Source organism: Actimicrobium antarcticum (genome assembly GCF_039536745.1).
In the GTDB taxonomy this organism is placed as follows: Bacteria; Pseudomonadota; Gammaproteobacteria; order Burkholderiales; family Burkholderiaceae_D; genus Actimicrobium; species Actimicrobium antarcticum.
On the sequence record NZ_BAAAZE010000008.1, the window covers coordinates 289,409 to 307,414 of the forward strand.

At 60.8% G+C, this 18,006-nt stretch carries 15 protein-coding genes; 9 read left to right on the forward strand and 6 right to left on the reverse strand.

The annotated features are described in order from the left end of the window. The gene (kdpE, locus tag ABD720_RS09150; RefSeq protein ID WP_344762971.1) at positions 1 to 717 is read left to right on the forward strand and encodes a two-component system response regulator KdpE; all 717 of its coding nucleotides are present in this window, start codon (positions 1 to 3) and stop codon (positions 715 to 717) included. Positions 718 to 720: 3 nt separating this feature from the next. On the opposite strand, the gene ABD720_RS09155 is transcribed toward kdpE, so the two are convergent. Further along, on the reverse strand, positions 721 to 1,500 hold the full coding sequence (locus tag ABD720_RS09155) for an exodeoxyribonuclease III (RefSeq protein ID WP_344762972.1): 780 nt from the start codon (positions 1,498 to 1,500) through the stop codon (positions 721 to 723). A gap of 38 nt (positions 1,501 to 1,538) precedes the next feature. Then, positions 1,539 to 5,036: a response regulator gene (locus ABD720_RS09160; protein WP_344762973.1), complete on the reverse strand. Its 3,498-nt coding sequence runs from the start codon at positions 5,034 to 5,036 to the stop codon at positions 1,539 to 1,541. A gap of 287 nt (positions 5,037 to 5,323) precedes the next feature. Here ABD720_RS09160 and pyrE point away from each other — a divergent pair, with 287 nt between their 5' ends. Then, positions 5,324 to 5,989 carry an orotate phosphoribosyltransferase gene (gene pyrE / locus ABD720_RS09165; RefSeq protein WP_344762974.1) on the forward strand — a complete coding sequence of 222 codons (666 nt, stop codon included), beginning with the start codon at positions 5,324 to 5,326 and terminating at the stop codon, positions 5,987 to 5,989. Between the two features lie 24 nt (positions 5,990 to 6,013). Further along, positions 6,014 to 6,646, forward strand: coding sequence for a DUF4124 domain-containing protein (locus tag ABD720_RS09170; protein ID WP_344762975.1), 633 nt, complete (start codon positions 6,014 to 6,016; stop codon positions 6,644 to 6,646). 55 nt (positions 6,647 to 6,701) lie between these two features. Here ABD720_RS09170 and gatB read toward each other — a convergent pair whose 3' ends face one another. From gatB to gatC, 4 genes are read right to left on the reverse strand one after another with little or no spacing between them, the layout of a single operon-like run. After that, positions 6,702 to 8,162, reverse strand: coding sequence for an Asp-tRNA(Asn)/Glu-tRNA(Gln) amidotransferase subunit GatB (gene gatB, locus ABD720_RS09175; protein ID WP_344762976.1), 1,461 nt, complete (start codon positions 8,160 to 8,162; stop codon positions 6,702 to 6,704). A gap of 18 nt (positions 8,163 to 8,180) precedes the next feature. After that, positions 8,181 to 8,687 carry a hypothetical protein gene (locus ABD720_RS09180; RefSeq protein ID WP_344762977.1) on the reverse strand — a complete coding sequence of 169 codons (507 nt, stop codon included), beginning with the start codon at positions 8,685 to 8,687 and terminating at the stop codon, positions 8,181 to 8,183. Between the two features lie 17 nt (positions 8,688 to 8,704). Beyond that, positions 8,705 to 10,168, reverse strand: coding sequence for an Asp-tRNA(Asn)/Glu-tRNA(Gln) amidotransferase subunit GatA (gene gatA / locus ABD720_RS09185; RefSeq protein ID WP_344762978.1), 1,464 nt, complete (start codon positions 10,166 to 10,168; stop codon positions 8,705 to 8,707). Positions 10,169 to 10,180: 12 nt separating this feature from the next. Further along, positions 10,181 to 10,483, reverse strand: coding sequence for an Asp-tRNA(Asn)/Glu-tRNA(Gln) amidotransferase subunit GatC (gatC, locus tag ABD720_RS09190; RefSeq protein WP_344762979.1), 303 nt, complete (start codon positions 10,481 to 10,483; stop codon positions 10,181 to 10,183). Between the two features lie 284 nt (positions 10,484 to 10,767). Here gatC and ABD720_RS09195 point away from each other — a divergent pair, with 284 nt between their 5' ends. The 6 genes from ABD720_RS09195 (at position 10,768) to ABD720_RS09220 (ending at position 17,831) form a co-directional block, all read left to right on the forward strand. Then, positions 10,768 to 11,811 carry a rod shape-determining protein gene (locus ABD720_RS09195; protein WP_344762980.1) on the forward strand — a complete coding sequence of 348 codons (1,044 nt, stop codon included), beginning with the start codon at positions 10,768 to 10,770 and terminating at the stop codon, positions 11,809 to 11,811. Between the two features lie 145 nt (positions 11,812 to 11,956). Continuing rightward, positions 11,957 to 12,931 carry a rod shape-determining protein MreC gene (mreC, locus tag ABD720_RS09200; protein WP_344762981.1) on the forward strand — a complete coding sequence of 325 codons (975 nt, stop codon included), beginning with the start codon at positions 11,957 to 11,959 and terminating at the stop codon, positions 12,929 to 12,931. After that, complete coding sequence (mreD, locus tag ABD720_RS09205) at positions 12,928 to 13,440, forward strand: rod shape-determining protein MreD (protein ID WP_344762982.1); 513 nt, start codon at positions 12,928 to 12,930, stop codon at positions 13,438 to 13,440. Before mreC ends, mreD begins: the two co-directional genes overlap by 4 nt. Positions 13,441 to 13,491: 51 nt before the next feature. Next, positions 13,492 to 15,492, forward strand: coding sequence for a penicillin-binding protein 2 (mrdA, locus tag ABD720_RS09210; RefSeq protein ID WP_344762983.1), 2,001 nt, complete (start codon positions 13,492 to 13,494; stop codon positions 15,490 to 15,492). Positions 15,493 to 15,503: 11 nt separating this feature from the next. Then, positions 15,504 to 16,610 (forward strand): rod shape-determining protein RodA, encoded by a 1,107-nt coding sequence (gene rodA, locus ABD720_RS09215; RefSeq protein WP_344762984.1) that lies wholly within the window; start codon positions 15,504 to 15,506, stop codon positions 16,608 to 16,610. 9 nt (positions 16,611 to 16,619) lie between these two features. After that, the gene (locus ABD720_RS09220) at positions 16,620 to 17,831 is read left to right on the forward strand and encodes a septal ring lytic transglycosylase RlpA family protein (protein ID WP_344762985.1); all 1,212 of its coding nucleotides are present in this window, start codon (positions 16,620 to 16,622) and stop codon (positions 17,829 to 17,831) included. The last annotated feature ends 175 nt before the right edge of the window (positions 17,832 to 18,006 follow it).

The following is an 18,006-nucleotide window of genomic DNA, read 5'->3' on the forward strand; positions in this document are numbered from 1 at the left end:
ATGTCCCCACCCGTTGCCATCCTGATTGAAGACGAACCCCAGATCCGGCGCTTCGTGCGCGCCGCGCTGGAAGCCGAAGGCTGGCAGGTGTTCGAAGCCGACACCGCCAAGCGCGGCCTGCTGGACGCCGGCACCCGGAAACCCGATCTGCTGATCGTGGACCTGGGGCTACCCGACGGTGACGGCCTGGACGTGATACGCGATGTGCGCGGCTGGTCCAGCGTACCGATCGTGGTGCTGTCGGCCCGCATGGACGAATCCGACAAGATCGCTGCACTGGACGCCGGCGCTGACGACTACATCACCAAGCCCTTTGGCGTCGGCGAATTGCTGGCCCGAGTGCGCGCCAATATGCGACGGCCCCGCAGCGCGGCAGGCGACACCACCGCCGGCGCGGGCCTGCACACCGAACCGGTGTTCCGGTTTGGCAGCGTGGCAGTCGACCGCGCAGCGCGTCTGGTGCGCCGCGCCAGTGCCGAGGTCCATCTCACGCCGATCGAATACCGGCTGCTGACGGTATTGATCAGCAACGCCGGGCGCGTGATGACGCACCGCCAGCTCCTGCGTGAAGTGTGGGGGCCGGCCCACACCGGCCAAAGCCATTACCTGCGTATCTACATGGGGCACTTGCGACAGAAACTGGAAGAAGACCCCGCGCAACCGCGGCACCTGCTGACGGAAACGGCGGTGGGTTATCGGTTGATGGTGGAGGGGTAGCGGTCAGGCAGGAGGAAAATCGTACTCAATGATCAACGGCGCATGATCCGAAAAGCGCTCTTGCTTGTAAATCGACACCGCCTTCGCGCTCGCCGCGATGACGGGGGTGGCAATCTGGTAGTCGATGCGCCAGCCAACGTTCTTGGCCCAGGCCTGCCCACGGTTGCTCCACCAGGTGTATTGCTCTGCGCGGGGGTCGACCTGGCGGAACACGTCGACCAGTGCCACTTCGTCAAAAATCCTGCTCAGCCAGGCCCGTTCCTCAGGCAGGAAACCGGAATTCTTTTTGTTGCCCTTGAAGTTTTTCAGGTCGATTTCCTGATGCGCGATGTTCCAGTCGCCGCAGACGACGACCTCGCGACCGGAGTTTTTCAGCAGGATCAGGTGCGGCAGAAAGACTTCCATGAAACGGAATTTGGCGAGCTGGCGTTCTTCGCCCGACGAGCCGGACGGGCAGTACACCGAGATGATGCTCAGATTGCCGAAGTCGCATTGCACGTAGCGGCCTTCGGCATCGAATTCGGGCGTGCCGAAACCGGTGATGATGTTGTCGGGAGCACGTTTGCTGTAGATCCCGGTGCCCGAATAGCCCTTTTTGTCAGCGTAATGGAAGGCACCGTGATAACCGTCTGGGGCCAGCATGTCCGGTGACATGTCGGCGGCCTGCGCCTTGAGTTCCTGAACGCAGACGACGTCGGCATCCTGGTGGGCCATCCATGCGAAGAAGCCTTTTTTGGTGGCCGAGCGGATGCCGTTGAGGTTGGCAGCAATGATTTTCAGCATGGGGAATCGTTCCTGGAAAAGAGGCTGCCAACGATAACCTATTGTGTCTGGTTGCGCCCGGTATCGAACGCGTTGATGGCATCGGTCAATGCCAGCATGGACATGCACAAGGTATCGAGCAGCGCGCAGGCCGCGCCGCCGTCGCCATCTCGTAATGCGGTTTCCGCGGCACTTGCCGTGCTGGCCAGTGCCGGTGCCCGCAGCAGGCGTGCCATGCCGGCCAGGCCGTGTGCCAGGTCGATCGCTTCGGTGCTGGCGCCGGCGTCGAACAGCTGGCGTGCTCGTGTCGCATCGTTGGCGTGCGAGTCGATGAACTGACGCAGTATCGCGGCGTATTTGGTGGCGTCGCCACCAAAAGCCTGCAGACCAGCCGGGATATCCAGCGCCACAAAATCGGACCCGATCTGCGCGTCGACCGGGACCGGGTTGGCCGAAGCATGGGGGCCGGGCAGCAATCCTTCGAGCAGCGCCAGCAGTGCGTCGACATCGAGCGGTTTGGCCAGATAACCCGACATGCCGGCCTGCTGGAACCGATCGCGTTCAGCGGTGTCGGCAAACGCCGTCAGCGCGATCACCGGCAATGTGTCGAGCCCGAGTTCGGTGCGGATCACGCGCGTGGCTGCGCAGCCATCCAGCACCGGCATGCGGATATCCATCAACACCACATCGAAGCTGTCGTGGTCAGCGCGCAGGGCCGCGACGGCGCCCATTCCATCATCGACCATCACGACGACTGCAGCGCCGGCCCGGCGCAGCGTTTGTGCGATGAGTTCCTGATTGATGAGGTTGTCTTCCGCGACCAGGAAGGTTAGGCCAACCAGTTTCCCGTGAGTTTCGCTTTCGACCGACCGCTGGCAGAGGCTCTCGAGCTCACCGAGGTAGGCCCGTTCAACGGCATCGAACAGGCTCGCCGGGATCACGGGTTTGATGAGGATGCGGTCGATATCGAGTACGTCGCCCGCGGTCAGGGCTTGTTCCAGTGCGATCGCCGGCGCCAGCAAAATCACGGTCGGCATGGAGATTTCCGGCATGGCACGAACTTGCCGCAGTAGGTCGACGCCATTCATGCGCGGCAGGTGCCAGTCCAGCAGCACCACGTCGTAATCAGTGCCTGCGGCGGCACTATGCTGCAATTCGTCCAGGGCACTTGGGCCATCTTCGCAAGTGGTGGTGTGCCAGCCAAATGCGGTGCAGTAGCGCGCCAGCAGCGTGCGCGCCAGTGCATGGTCCTCCACGATCAATACCCGCAAGCCGGCCAGATGCCGAACCGCTGGCGATAACGCAGGCGGGCCGCTGCGCAACGTCACGCCAAAGCGGAATTCCGACCCCTGGCCAGGTACCGTGTCGATATCGATCCATCCGTCCATCAGATTGGCCAGGCGTTTGCTGATCGCCAGCCCCAGCCCGGAGCCGCCGTAGCGCCGGGTGGTCGAACTGTCGGCCTGGCCGAAGTGCTCGAAAACATGCGGCAGCTGGTCCACGGCAATCCCGATACCGGTGTCGCGCACGCTGAATTGCAGCGTGACGTCCTGGGGCGTTCTTGCCAGGCAGCGAAGGCTGACTGCGATGGTACCGGTGGCGGTAAATTTGGCTGCATTACTGGTCAGATTGAGCAGGATTTGCTGCAGCCGCAAGGCATCTCCAATCAGCGCGTCTGGTATGTCCGCTTCGATGTCAAAGCAGGCTTCCACTGGTTTGTCGGCAATGCCGATACCGATCACGGTTGCGGTCGTGCGCAGGATGTCGTTCAGCGAAAACGGCGCATTTTCAAGTTCCAGCTTGCCCGCTTCGATACGCGAAAAATCCAGAATGTCATCGATGAGTGCCCGCAGGGCTTGCGCTGACGACGTGATCTTGTCGGCGAAATCCCGCTGGCGCAGACCGAGTGGCGAATCGGCCAGCAGACGCGTAAGTCCAATCACGGCATTGAGCGGCGTGCGCAATTCATGGCTCATCGTGGCCAGGAAATCACTCTTGGCCCGGTTGGCCGATTCGGCTGCATCGCGAGCGAGTTCGAGTTCGACCGTACGTGACGCCACCTGGGTTTCGAGATCATGGCGGTAGCGCTCGAGTTCGGCCTGACTGCGCCTGCGTTCGGTAATGTCCTGGACGGTGCCGCGCAATCCGAAAATAGTGCCGCGCGTACTGCGGATCGCTTCGCAGCAGTAGTGCACCCAGAATGTGTCGCCGGTGGCGCGACGTGCTGGCACCTCAAGGTCACAGCTTTCGCCCAGCGTCGCAGTGCGGTACAGCGCGTCATGGATGGTGTCCCAGACGGATGGCGCAAACAGGGTATTTTTTTGTGCGGAAAACATCGGAATATCCGTACGGCCAAACATCCTGCAGGTCTCGGCAGAGGCCTCGACGGTGTTGCTCCCAAAGTACCATTGCCAGCTTCCGATGCGTGCGAGGCGTTGGGCCGTGAGCAGTTCGAGTTCGCGCTCCTGCAGGATTTTCTTGCGCTTTAGCAGCAGGCGCGCGGTGCCCGCCATCGCGCTGGCGACCTCTTCAGCTTCACGGAAATGGACTTTCGTGACCAGTACGGCTTCTCCCGCTTCCAGCGCGATGGCCGGTGCGGTCAGTGCCCTGACCGAATGCGCAATCCGGTTGCCCATGAGCCAGGCCAAGCTGATGCCGATGCCAAACAGCGTGACCAGCGCCAGACCAAAGAGGTAAATGCCGTCTCTGAGTTCTTTTTCCAGAATTGCGTTCGGAATGCCCACCACAACGTGCCAGCCCGATACTGTCGCCCGCGTGAACGCACCCCGCATCGCAACTCCTTCCATCGACTTGAAGTCCATTAATCCTTCGTTGATGCCAATCGCGCTTTGCGGTAACGGACCGGCATTCATGTCCAATTTGATGGGCGCCATGCTGTGCGCCATGCTGCGCGCCACGATGATTCCTTTACTGTCGACGATGGTCGCAGTCCAATTGGGTGGCAGTCGCTGCTTGCGCAGCATGCCCGCGAACTGCTCCGCATAGACGCTAATCCCCAAGCTGTACTGGATCTGACCATGCACCACGACCGGGACATCGACGCTAGCCAGAAGCCGACCTGTCGTGGCGCCGTGGTATAAATCCGAAATGGCGTACTGGCCGGTAGCGAGTACGCGCTGGAGGTGCGGCCAATTGGCATGCATAGGGAGGGCGGACTTGAACGGCAGAACGGTATTGAGTTGCTGCTGCCCGGTCCGGTCCGTGACCACGGTTACGGCACCGATGCCGGTTTTTTGTAGCAGTGCCAGGGTCTGCGCATGCAGCGCAGACAAATTGCCCTGACCGAAGTAATCGGAAGCGGACAAGGCTTGCGCAATGTGCAGCGCATCAAGCCACTCACCATCGACGGCCAGCGCCAGTACCTGGCTGATCCGCAGCGCGTCAAGCTGGAGCTGTATTTTTTCTTGTTGGTAACGATGGTTGAACAGGATGCCAGCGCCAAGAACACCAGGAATCAGGCAGGTTAGCGCCAGCGATACCAACCAGGTCCGTACGGACCAGCGTGGTGGCTGGCGTGCAGGGGCAGGCTTGGTCAAGTGGGCAGTTGTCTCTGGCATCGGAGCAAGGTTTGTTCTGGGGTTGGTTGCGAAGAGCTGTTGGTTAGTTCTTGGAACGATAGTTGGTAATTTTCAATATCATTGCACAAGTCGCGACGCTAATCGAAAACCAATGCAGCAGGCGGTTTTTTGGTCTCGGGCAAGTTCATCGCGACGGAATGACGCGTGCGTTATTTGGACGAATGCTATCCAGAACGAATTAAAATGCCGCTTCGGCCGCATCTCCTGCCAGAATTGGCAATCCCACCGCGCATCCAGGAAAAAAATTGAACAATTTACGTCAGCAATTTATCGAGTTCGCGGTCGCCAGTGGTGTCCTGCGCTTCGGCGAATTCGTTACCAAGGCCGGGCGCACGTCGCCTTATTTCTTTAATGCTGGCGCGTTCAACGATGGCGCCACACTCGGCACGCTGGCACAGTTTTATGCGCAGTCACTGCTCGATGCCGGCATCGAGTTCGACATGCTGTTCGGACCGGCCTACAAAGGCATCACGCTGGCCTCGTCGACGGCCGTGGCGCTGGCCGCAAAAAATCACAATGTCCCGTTCGCCTTCAATCGCAAGGAAGCCAAGGACCATGGCGAAGGCGGCAGCATCGTCGGCGCTGCCTTGAAGGGCCGGGTCGTGATCATCGACGATGTGATCTCTGCCGGTACCTCGGTACGTGAATCGGTCGACCTGATTCGCGCGGCAGGTGCCACGCCCTGTGCGGTATTGATTGCACTGGACCGGATGGAACGCTCCGGCAAGGACGATGCCCTGTCGGCCGGCTCGGCGGTACAGGAGGTCAGCCAGACCTACGGCATACCGGTGGTGTCGATCGGTAATCTGGCCGATTTGCTGGAGTACCTGGGACGTGCCGATGGCGATGGCAAGCTGGATCAGCACCGAACTGCGATTGCCGCATACCGGCAGCGTTACGGCGTCGCGTAACGACGCTTCGGGCCCGAACAGACCATGCACATCGCTCTACGTTTCTCTGCGCACAGTTTGCTGGTGCTGACCCTGGCCCAACTGCCGGGTCTGGCGCACGCACAAATTTACATGTGCAAGGATGCTGCTGGCCGGACCATCACATCGGATCGGCCGATCCCGGAGTGCGCATTGCGACCGATGCGCGAACTCGGCAATAACGGCGTCACGTTGCGAGAAATTCCCGCGCCATTGACCGCCGAACAAAAGTATCAGAAGCAGCTCGCGGCAGAGCGGCAAAAAGCCGACGCCGCTGCCGCGCTGGAAGTGCGTCGGCGCGACATGGCGATCCTGGAACGCTTTCGCAGCGAGCGTGAAATCGAGTTCGCCCGCAAGCGCGCCATCAGTGGTGTGGAAGAAAAAATTCGCAGTGAACAACTGTCGTACAGCCTGGCCGAAAAACAGTTCGGCGAGGCTTCGCGTGACGCCGAGCGGTACCGCAGGAATGGTGTACTACCGGCGTTCCATGTTCAGAAGGTCGAAAGGGCGCGCGATGCGGTCCAGGCCGAGCAGCAGTTGCTGATACAGCACAAGCACGAGTTGCTCAAGGTCGACGCCTGGTTCGACGACACCCTGATGCGTTTTCGGGAGTTGAGCAAGTCCGTGTCGTTGCCCTAGCTTGATCTGTCAGGGGCAGGTCAGCCCGACAGCGGGCCGACCGTGGATCACCGCGTCAGCCCAGCAGCTTGTGCTTCAGTAGCTCGGTCAGTTGTGACGGATTGGCCTTGCCTTTCGAGGCTTTCATGGCCTGACCGATCAGGGCGTTGAATGCTTTTTCCTTGCCGGCGCGGAATTCCTCGACCGATTTCGGATTGGCCGCCAGCACGGCGTCGATGATCGCCGCCAGCGCGCCGCTGTCGGAAATCTGTTTCAGTCCTTTTGACTCGATCAGCTGATCCGCCAGCAGCGGCTCGGTCGAACGCGCCTCCCACATCGCCGCAAAAATTTCCTTGGCAATCTTGTTTGAAATGGTGCCGTCGGCAATCCGTTGCAGCAGCAGGGCCAGTTGCGCCGGATTCACCGGCGACTGGTCGGCCTCGCAGCCTTCCTTGTTCAGTGCCGAGGCAACGTCACCCATGAGCCAGTTCGCGACCGTCTTGGCCAGCTCCTTGCCGGTCAGCATCATGACGGCTTCGAAGTACAGTGCCATCGCCTTGGATTGCGTCAGCACGGCAGCGTCGTAATCGGTCAGCCCGCAGTCCTGCACGAAGCGCGCGCGCATTGCCGCCGGCAGTTCCGGCATGGCCGCCTTGACGCGCGCGATCCATTCCTCCGAAATCACCAGTGGTGGCAAATCCGGGTCCGGGAAGTAGCGGTAATCCTGCGCATCTTCCTTGCTGCGCATCGAGCGGGTTTCCTTGCGGTCGGGATCGTACAGGCGGGTTTCCTGCACCACCCGGCCACCGTCGTCGATCAGTTCGATCTGGCGCCGGACTTCGTAGTTGATGGCTTCTTCGAGGAAGCGGAACGAGTTCAGGTTCTTGACTTCGCAGCGGGTCCCGTACTCAACCTGGCCGACCGGGCGCACCGACACGTTGGCGTCGCAGCGGAACGAACCTTCCTGCATGTTGCCGTCGCAAATGCCCAGCCAGGTCACCAGCGAATGCAGCGCCTTGGCGTAAGCCACGGCTTCGGCAGCGCTGCGCATGTCGGGTTCGGTGACGATCTCCAGCAGTGGCGTGCCGGCCCGGTTCAGGTCGATGCCGGTCATGCCCTGATAGTCTTCATGCAGGGATTTTCCGGCGTCTTCTTCCAGATGGGCGCGGGTCAGTTGCACGGTACGCAGTTCGGCCTTGCCGTCGCGTTCCAGCAGGAACGACACGCGGCCGCCCTGGACTACCGGAATTTCATACTGGCTGATCTGGTAGCCCTTCGGCAGATCCGGATAAAAGTAATTTTTGCGGGCGAACACCGACTGCGGCGCAATCACTGCATCGACCGCCAGGCCGAACTGGATGGCACGTTCAACCGCACCCCGGTTCATCACCGGCAGCACGCCCGGCAACGCCAGGTCAACCGGCGCGGCTTGCGTGTTCGGCTCGGCGCCGAAACGGATCGCCGAACCACTGAAAATTTTTGACTGGGTGGTCAACTGCGTATGCGTTTCCAACCCGATGACGACTTCCCATTGCATGCTAATTCCTTGGTGTATTTATTCGTAGCGGCAAACGCCGCTGTCCAGATCGATCGACAATTCCGAAAAATTCAGGCGTGATCCGCATAAGGCCGGGCAGGTCGGCAGCATCTTGACCGTGTTGCCAGTGCGCTCCAGCCGGATCGTGCAGTTCACGCCGCGCTCGAAGTTGTAGCCGCGCTTCGCCCGGGCAGTTGCGCCATCCTTGAGTGCGACACGCCATGCGGCGCTGTTGCCACTACTGCCATTGCTCCGTACTTCCGCCTGCAGGCCGTCTTCCTCATCGATATCGCAATCGTAGCCATGGGTCGAGCGGAAAATCGCCGATTCCCAGCGGAAGGTTTTTACGTCGCTGCCATCCAGATGGATTTCACCCGAATCGGCATAGGTGATGCGGTCGCCGCCATCATCACCAACCTGGCTGCACGAGAATTTGGTGTCCAGCGTTTGTGCGCCGACGCTCGCTGCGCAGAGCAGCGTGATGGCTGCGACAAGAGAACGGAAGGGACTGAACAGGCGACGCATGGAGGCTCCTGACCGGATTATTCGGTATCAGCCGGTTGCAACTGATGCCAGTTGGTCGCCAGTTGATATTGATGGGCGATGTTCAGCAATTTCGCTTCCGCGAAATAATTGCCGATCAATTGCAATCCCACCGGGCGCTTCGCGTTCTTGTCACCTTGTCCGAACCCGCACGGAATCGACATGCCCGGCAACCCCGCCAGACTGGTCGACAGCGTAAAAATATCGGCCAGATAGTTAGCCACCGGATCATCGGCTTTCTCGCCCAGGTCCCATGCCACCGTCGGCGAGACCGGTCCCATGATGACGTCGCATTGCCTGAAGGCCTGCTGGAAATCCTGCGCGATCAGGCGACGGATTTTTTGCGCCTGCAAATAGTAGGCATCGTAATAGCCATGGGACAGCACATAGGCACCGACCAGTATGCGCAGTTTGACTTCCTCGCCAAAGCCTTCGGCGCGGGTGCGCTTGTACATCTCGGTCAGGTCGCTGTACTCGGCAGCGCGGTGACCGTAGCGCACGCCGTCGAAGCGGCTCAGGTTGGACGAGGCTTCGGCCGGGGCGATGACGTAGTACACCGGGATCGACAATTCGGTTTTTGGCAGTGAGATATCGACCAGCGTGGCGCCCAGTTTTTCGTACTCGGCCAGCGCGGCGCGCACGGCTTGTTCGACATCGGGCGCGAGACCCGGGCCGAAGTATTCGCGTGGCACACCGATGCGCAAGCCGCGCAGGTCGTTTTGCAAATCGCGCGAAAAATCTTCGTCGGGCCGTTCCAGACTGGTCGAATCGCGCTCATCGAAACCGGCCATTGCGCTCAGCAGCAAGGCGCAATCTTCCGCGGTCTGGGCCATCGGGCCGCCCTGGTCCAGCGACGACGCGAACGCGATCATGCCGTAGCGCGAGACCCGGCCGTAGGTCGGCTTGATGCCGGTCACGCCGCACATGGCGGCGGGCTGGCGGATCGAGCCGCCGGTATCGGTGCCGGTCGCCGCCGGTGCCAGCCGTGCGGCGACTGACGCCGCCGAACCACCGGACGAGCCACCGGGAATGGCGCTGTGATCCCACGGATTTTTTACTGCGCCAAAGAACGAATTCTGGTTCGATGAGCCCATCGCAAACTCGTCGCAATTGAGTTTGCCCAGCGTCACCATGCCAGCCTGACCGAGCCGGTCGACCACGGTTGCATCAAACGGACTGACATAGTTGGCCAGCATTTTCGAACCGGCCGTCGAGCGCCAGTCGCGGGTCACAAAAATATCCTTGTGCGCGATCGGGATGCCGGTCAGTGCGGTGCTGTCGCCCGAGGCCAGACGTTCGTCCGCCGCAGCAGCCTGGCGCAAGGTCAGTGCCGCATCGACGTGCAGGAACGCATTGAGGTCGCTGCGCTCGATGCGCTGCAGGAAGTGCTGCGCCAGTTCGGTCGCAGAGACCTGCTTGGATTGCAGCAGCGCCGAGAGTTGTTTCAGTGTTTTGGTATGCATGGCGTGGGTTTTCTAGTCGAGGACCTTGGGTACCAGGTACAGGCCGTCCTGGGTGGCCGGCGCCGGTTTCTGGTAATCCTCGCGCCGGTTGGTTTCGGTCACGACGTCGTCGCGCAAACGCAGCGACAGATCGGGCAGCAGGACGGCGATCGGATGGCTCAGCGGTTCGATGCCGGTGGTGTCGATGCTTTGCATCTGTTCGACCAGCGCAAAGATGTCATTGAGTTTGGCCAGCGACTTGTTGGCCTGCTCATCGGTCAAGGCGAGTTGGGCCAGGTTGGCCAGGATGGTGACATTCGATAAGGTAAGCGACATGGCTGGCAGACACGCAGCGAGCGCGCCGAAAAATGTTTCAGGAAAGGCGAAATTTCAGGCCGGCAGTGGGGAAAAACTTCGTGGAATACGCGGTTTCCGGCGTGTTTCACGAGGCAGATCAGCGTGAATTATAAGGTAGAATGTCGGGCGTTCACGTTGACGGCGCCGTATCTCAGGCTGCCTCGCGTGGCTCACACAGCCTCATGTTTCAAGACACGCATGTTCACAGCGTCATTTAACCCCATATCGATACCGCGTGCACCCGCCACGCATCAGGACAATACATGTTTGGATTTCTCCGTAGTTACTTTTCCAATGATCTGGCCATCGATCTTGGTACCGCCAACACGCTGATCTATGTGCGTGGACAGGGCATCGTGCTGGATGAACCATCAGTCGTCGCGATCCGCCAGCAAGGCGGACCGAATGGCAAAAAAACCATCCAGGCCGTCGGCAAGGAAGCCAAGCAGATGCTGGGCAAAGTCCCCGGTAACATCGAAGCCATCCGCCCCATGAAAGACGGCGTCATCGCCGACTTCACCGTCACCGAGCAAATGCTCAAGCAGTTCATCCGCATGGTGCACGACTCCAAACTGTTCAAGCCGTCACCGCGCATCATCATCTGCGTACCCTGCGGTTCGACCCAGGTCGAGCGCCGCGCGATCCGTGAATCAGCGCTGGGCGCTGGTGCCTCGCAGGTATTCCTGATCGAAGAGCCGATGGCGGCCGCCATTGGTGCCGGCCTGCCGGTGTCCGAAGCGACCGGTTCGATGGTCGTCGACATCGGCGGTGGCACGACTGAAGTCGGCATCATTTCTCTCGGCGGCATGGTCTACAAGGGTTCGGTGCGGGTCGGCGGCGACAAATTCGATGAAGCCATCGTCAATTACATCCGCCGCAACTACGGCATGCTGATCGGCGAGCAAACCGCCGAAGCCATCAAAAAGGAAATCGGCTCGGCCTTCCCGGGTTCCGAAGTCCGTGAAATGGAAGTCAAGGGTCGCAATCTGTCCGAAGGCATTCCACGCTCGTTCACCATTTCCAGCAACGAAATCCTGGAAGCGCTGACCGACCCGCTCAACAACATCGTCTCGGCCGTCAAGAACGCGCTCGAACAGACCCCGCCGGAACTCGGCGCCGACATCGCCGAAAAAGGCATGATGCTGACCGGTGGTGGCGCACTGCTGCGCGACCTGGACCGCTTGCTGATGGAAGAAACCGGCCTGCCAGTGATCGTCGCCGAAGACCCGCTGACCTGCGTGGTGCGCGGTTCCGGCATGGCGCTGGAACGGATGGACAAACTGGGTTCGATTTTCTCGTACGAGTAAGCTGGCAAGCCAGCCAGCCGAACGGGTCGTGATGCTCAGATCCCGCCCAGCTCGGCAGTGCAGATGTTCATTGGAAGGCCGCATCCCTGTCGCGCACTGCACGCCGACAGGCGGTCACGAAACCAGTACCCATACCCAGCCTTAGATGGAATACAGCCCACCACCACTATTCAAGCAAGGCGCATCGGCACGCGCCAAAGTGGTGTTCTTCTCGCTCATTGCGATCGCCCTGCTCGTCGTCGACTCGCACATGCAGTCGCTGGCGATGATCCGGCAAGTGGTCGGTACCGCGCTGTATCCGGTCCAGATGGTGGCGCTGATGCCGCGCGATGCGCTCTATAACGTCGCCGGATATTTCTCGTCGCTGGCCGCGGTCGAACGCGACAACAAACGGCTGCGCCTGGAGCAGGCCGCCAACGCCCAGACCCTGCAACGCGCCCAGCAACTGTTTTCCGAGAACGCCCAGCTGCGCAAGCTGCTCGGCACCAGCGAACAGCTGCCCGTGAAATCGGTCATGAGCGAAATCCTGTACGACGCCCGCGATGTCTTTACGCGCAAGATCATCCTCGATCGTGGCGCGCGTCACGACGTGGTCGCCGGTCAGCCCGTGATTGACGATACTGGCGTGGTTGGTCAGATCACCCGGGTATTCCTGTTCACCTCCGAGGCCACGCTGCTGACCGACAAGGATCAGGCGATCCCGGTACAGGTGGTGCGTAACGGCTTGCGCAGCGTGGCGTATGGCCGCGGTCAGAGCGGCGTGCTTGACCTGAAATTTATGGCAGCCAATGCCGACATCCAGAAGGGTGACAAGCTGGTCACGTCCGGTATCGATGGCGTGTATCCGGCCGGTCTGTCGGTGGCCACCGTCATTCAGGTCGAGAACAAATCCGGTGACGCCTTTGCGCGCATCGTGTGCCAGCCCTCGGCCGGGATTGACCGCAACAAGCAATTGCTCATCCTGCTGGCGCAGCCGAAAGCCGAACCGCGGCCGCCACCGGTCGATGCGAAAGACAAGAAGGACCGTACCGGCAAGACCCGTCTGAGCGACCCCGTCAAAATGTTGCCTGCGTTGCCCACCCAGGACCCGGCGGCAACCTCCAAAGGAATCACCCGATGAACCAGCCGCACTACATTCTGCTGCCAGCCAGTCCGCTGTTCATCATCGCCAGTCTGGTGATGGCGTTCATGTTGAACCTGCTGCCTTGGGGTGGCATGGTCGGCGCACCTGATTTCGTGGCGCTGGTACTGATTTTCTGGAGCATCCACCAGCCGCGCAAGGTCGGTATCGGCGTTGCCTTTTGCATGGGCTTGCTGATGGATGTGCACGATGCCGCGCTGCTCGGCGAAAATGCGCTGGTCTACACGCTGCTGTGCTATCTGGCGATCATGATCCACCGGCGCGTGCTGTGGTTTCCGGTACGCACGCAGGCCTTGCATATCCTGCCGCTGTTCCTGGTGACCCAGCTGGTGCAACTGGTGATCCGGCTGTGGGCCACCGGCCAGTATCCGGGCTGGTTGTTCTTCCTCGAATCGCTGATTTCGGTGGCGCTGTGGCCGCTGGTCACCTGGCTGTTGCTGGCGCCGCAGCGCCGCGCCGTGGACCGCGACGATACGCGGCCGATCTGATGCCGGCATATTGGCGGGTCAGCGTTGTCCATTCCATCCACTTGAGCCGGCATGACTGAATTCAAGAATACCGAACGCGAACTGCATTTCTTCCGGCTGCGGGTCTCGGCTGCGGCGATTTTCGTGTTCATCTGCTTTGGTCTTCTGGTGGCGCGCTTTGTCTGGCTGCAGGTCTACAAGCACGAGCAGTACGCCGCCCAAGCCGAAGATAACCGCATTTCGGTGGTGCCGATCGTCCCGAACCGTGGCCTGATTCTGGACCGCAATGGCGTGGTTTTGGCGCGCAATTTCTCGGCCTACACGCTTGAAATCACGCCCTCCAAACTCAAGGCCGGGCTGGAAGAAACCATCGACGAACTGGCCGAGCTGGTCGAAATCCAGCCGAAGGACCGCAAGCGCTTTCGCAAGCTGGTCGAAGAAACCCGCAATTTCGCCAGCTCGCCAATCCGCACCCGCCTGACTGACGCCGAAGTAGCGCGCTTCACGGCCCAGCGCTACCGCTTTCCGGGCGTCGAAATCCAGGCGCGATTGTTCCGCCAATATCCGCTCGGGCAGGTGGCCTCGCACGTGACCGGCTACATCGGTCGCATCAGTCAGCGCGACGCCGCCCTGATCGATGACATGGAAGACAGCGCGAATTACAGCGGCACCGATTACATCGGCAAGGAAGGCCTCGAAAAAAGCTACGAAAAGCATCTGCACGGCACCACCGGCTACGAAGAAGTGGAAGTCTCGGCTGGTGGCCGGGCAGTGCGTACGCTGTCGCGCACGCCGGCCAGCCCGGGCAACAACCTGATCCTGTCGATTGACATCGAACTGCAAAAAGTGATCGAGGAAGCGTTCGCCGGACGGCGCGGTGCCCTGGTGGCGATCGAGCCTGCCACCGGCGACATCCTCGCCTATGTCTCGATGCCGACCTTCGATCCGAACCTGTTCGTCGAAGGCATCGACCAGCAAAGCTGGGAACAGCTCAATACTTCGCTCGACCGGCCGCTGCTGAACCGGCCACTGTCCGGCAGTTATCCGCCCGGCTCGACCTACAAACCGTTCATGGCGCTGGCGGCACTGGAACTTGGCAAGCGCACACCGGCGATGAGCATCTCCGACCCGGGCTATTTCTTCTTCGGCAATCACAAATTCCGTGATGACAAGGAGGGCGGACACGGCATGGTCGACATGCACCGCTCCATCGTCGCGTCCTGTGATACCTACTACTACATGCTGGCCAATGACCTCGGCGTCGATGCAATGCATGACTTTATGAAGCCGTTCGGCTTTGGCCAGCTGACCGGCATCGATCTGGAACACGAGCGCAAGGGCCTGCTGCCATCGACGGCCTGGAAGCGCTCGGCGTATCGCAAGCGCGAGCAGCAAAAATGGTATGCCGGCGAAACCATTTCGCTGGGCATCGGCCAAGGCTACAACTCCTTCACGCCACTGCAGCTGGCGCATGCGGTCGCCAATCTGGCCAACAACGGCATCGTGATGAAGCCGCATCTGGTGAAGATCATCGAAAATGGCGTCAGCCGCGAACGTACCGTGACCGTGCCCAAGGAAAGCTACCGGATTCCCCTGAAGCAGGAAAATATCGACGTCATCAAAAGCGCCATGGTCGGCGTGGCGCGCGAGCCGGGTGGTACGTCGTATCGGGTATTCGGAAAAACCGACTATGTGTCGGCAGGCAAAACCGGCACCGCGCAGGTGATCGCGATCAGGAAAAATGAAAAGTACGATGCCAAGCTGATCGACGAGCGGCATCGCGACCACTCGCTCTACACGGCGTTCGCCCCGGCCGACAAGCCGCGTATCGCGATTGCCATCATCGTCGAAAATGGCGGCTTCGGCGCCGAAGCCGCCGCACCAATCGTCAAAAAGGCACTCGATTTTTATCTGCTCGGCAAGCGTCCGACCGACAAGGATAGTGCGCCAGCCGACAAGTCCGCGCCGAACCCGGCCGGCGGCGAGGTCCGCTCTGCGGCGGAACTGAAAGCGTATTCCGAAGCCGAAGGTGGTCCGAAAGCCGGCGCTGAAACCGAAGGCAACAAGGATTAAGGATCACCACCATGATTGAAAAACGTCCGCTCTGGCCGCGCATCAAACCGCATCTGCTGGTCTTTGACGGTGCCCTGTCGCTGATCATTTTCCTGATCCTGTCGCTGGCCATCGTCACGCTGTATTCGGCCGGGATCGATTTTCCGGGACGTGTCGAGGACCAGTTGCGCAATATCCTGGTGGCGTTCGTGGTGATGTGGATCGCCGCCAATATTCCGCCGCAAATGCTGATGCGCTTTGCCGTGCCGATCTACAGTTTCGGGATTGCGCTGCTCATTGCGGTTGCCGTGTTTGGCATGGTCAAGAAAGGCGCGCGCCGCTGGATCAATCTCGGCATCGTCATCCAGCCCTCCGAGATCATGAAAATCGCCATGCCGCTGATGCTGGCATGGTTCTTCCAGAAGCGGGAAGGCATGGTCCGCTGGACCGAATTCGCCGTCGCTGGCATATTGCTGGCGATCCCGGTGGCGCTAATTGCGCGGCAGCCCGATCTGGGTACCGCGCTGCTGGTGCTGGCGGCGGGCTTTTACGTGATCTTTCTGGCCGGCCTGTCCTGGAAAATTCTGGTGGGTCTGGTCGTCACGGTGGCAGCCAGTCTGCCGGTGCTGTGGACCGTGCTGCACGACTACCAGCGCCAGCGCGTCATGATGCTGATCGACCCGTCCTCCGATCCGCTGGGCAAAGGCTTTCATATCATTCAGTCAACCATCGCGGTGGGGTCGGGTGGCCTCTTTGGCAAGGGCTGGCTGAAAGGCACGCAAGCCCACCTGGAATTCATCCCTGAACGCACCACCGACTTCATCTTCGCGGTCTATTCCGAAGAATTCGGCCTGGCCGGCAATCTGCTGCTGTTGTTCTTGTACCTGCTGCTGATTGGTCGCGGTCTGGTGATTGCGGCCAATGCGCCCACCTTTTTTACGCGTTTGCTGGCGGGAGCGATCACGATGATCTTCTTCACCTACGCGTTCGTGAACATGGGAATGGTGAGTGGTATCCTGCCCGTGGTCGGTGTGCCGCTGCCGTTCATGAGTTACGGCGGCACTGCACTGGTCACACTCGGCCTTGGTGCCGGCATCCTGATGAGCATCCAGCGGCATCGCAAGCTGGTACAAAGTTAAGGAATACCCATGCAAGGCAAGCCTCCAATACACACTGTCCGGCGCAACATGCAACATGGGCTGGTGCTCGTCGCGGCACTCGCGCTGGCCGCCTGCGGCAGCGTACCGACCGCTCCGCCAGTACCTGCTGACACACAGCGCGACGCGATACCGTCCACCAAAAAACCTGCACCAGCGATGCCGGCAGCCGGTTCCGGGCGCGGCGGCTACTACCAGGACGACGGTCCGGGCGACAATCCGCCGGACAACCTGCTGGCCGTGCCCGATGCCGAACCGAAGATCGAAGCCAACTTCGCCCGCAATAACAAACCGTATGTCGTGTTCGGCAAAACCTACACCCCGACCTCGATTGATACGCCGCTGAAACAGCGCGGCATCGCCAGCTGGTACGGCAAAAAATTCCACGGCCAGAAAACCGCGTCCGGCGAACTGTATGACATGTACAAGATGACCGGTGCGCATCCGACCATGCCGCTGCCATCGTATGTGCGCGTGACCAACCTGGCCAACGGCAAGCAGGTGATCGTGCGGATCAACGACCGTGGCCCGTTCCATTCCAGTCGCATTATGGATTTGTCGTACACCGCAGCATTGAAGCTGGGCTACCTTGGAAAAGGCAGCAGCGAAATCGAAATCGAGCGCCTGTTGCCGGATGAAATTGCACGCATGGAAAAAGACCGTCTGGGTGAGCGCGCGTTGCCGCTGATGGAAACAGCGAGACGGCCGGCAGCCATGCCAGTGCTGGCGGCGCTGGATGTGAAGATGCTGCCGGTGATGGCGACCACAACGGTGGCGGCCAACTCGGCGACTGGTGCCGGGCCGGCCGCGTCGGCGGAAGGCGCAGTCATTCCGCCGGCGATGACGTCAGGTACGTCGCTGATGATGGACTTGCCCGCAGAGGCAACGGTCACCAGCGCGCCGCAGGATGCTGCTGCGCTGATGCCGGCCACGTCGGCTGCGCCAGCCTCGGCCGGTACCCCCGGATTCTATGTGCAGCTGGGGGCGTTTTCCCAGGCACCGAATGCCGAAGCGGCGCGCTTGCGTCTTCAGCGTGATCTTCAGCGTGATGCGGCCGACGCGTTGCCACCGGCTGAAGTAGTGCAGACCGGTGCCGTTTTCCGGCTCTACAGCGGACCGTTTTCCAGCCGCACGGAGGCGGAGAAGGCGGCGCAGAAAGTGCTGAGTGCCGGTGGCGCGAAACCGTTCATCGTGCAGCGCTGAGGCGTGCCCGGCCCGAACAGGGCAATCCGGGGGAGTCTGGTGCCAGACACCGATGGATGCTTCAACTTGGCCATCATCGTGCTGCAGGCCAGGCGCAGGTTGCCGCGTTTGAGTCAACGCGTCGCAAGAAGTGGCGACTGAGCTGCTGGCGCTGCGCAAGGAGCGTGAACGGCTT

Coding starts and splice junctions, on each gene's coding strand:
- kdpE (WP_344762971.1), top strand. CDS start 1: ATGTCCCCACCCGTTGCCATCCTGATTGAAGACGAACCCCAGATCCGG.
- ABD720_RS09155 (WP_344762972.1), bottom strand. CDS start 1,500: ATGCTGAAAATCATTGCTGCCAACCTCAACGGCATCCGCTCGGCCACC.
- ABD720_RS09180 (WP_344762977.1), bottom strand. CDS start 8,687: ATGCGTCGCCTGTTCAGTCCCTTCCGTTCTCTTGTCGCAGCCATCACG.
- mreC (WP_344762981.1), top strand. CDS start 11,957: ATGGAATACAGCCCACCACCACTATTCAAGCAAGGCGCATCGGCACGC.
- gatB (WP_344762976.1), bottom strand. CDS start 8,162: ATGCAATGGGAAGTCGTCATCGGGTTGGAAACGCATACGCAGTTGACC.
- ABD720_RS09220 (WP_344762985.1), top strand. CDS start 16,620: ATGCAAGGCAAGCCTCCAATACACACTGTCCGGCGCAACATGCAACAT.
- gatC (WP_344762979.1), bottom strand. CDS start 10,483: ATGTCGCTTACCTTATCGAATGTCACCATCCTGGCCAACCTGGCCCAA.
- mrdA (WP_344762983.1), top strand. CDS start 13,492: ATGACTGAATTCAAGAATACCGAACGCGAACTGCATTTCTTCCGGCTG.
- ABD720_RS09195 (WP_344762980.1), top strand. CDS start 10,768: ATGTTTGGATTTCTCCGTAGTTACTTTTCCAATGATCTGGCCATCGAT.
- gatA (WP_344762978.1), bottom strand. CDS start 10,168: ATGCATACCAAAACACTGAAACAACTCTCGGCGCTGCTGCAATCCAAG.
- rodA (WP_344762984.1), top strand. CDS start 15,504: ATGATTGAAAAACGTCCGCTCTGGCCGCGCATCAAACCGCATCTGCTG.
- mreD (WP_344762982.1), top strand. CDS start 12,928: ATGAACCAGCCGCACTACATTCTGCTGCCAGCCAGTCCGCTGTTCATC.
- ABD720_RS09170 (WP_344762975.1), top strand. CDS start 6,014: ATGCACATCGCTCTACGTTTCTCTGCGCACAGTTTGCTGGTGCTGACC.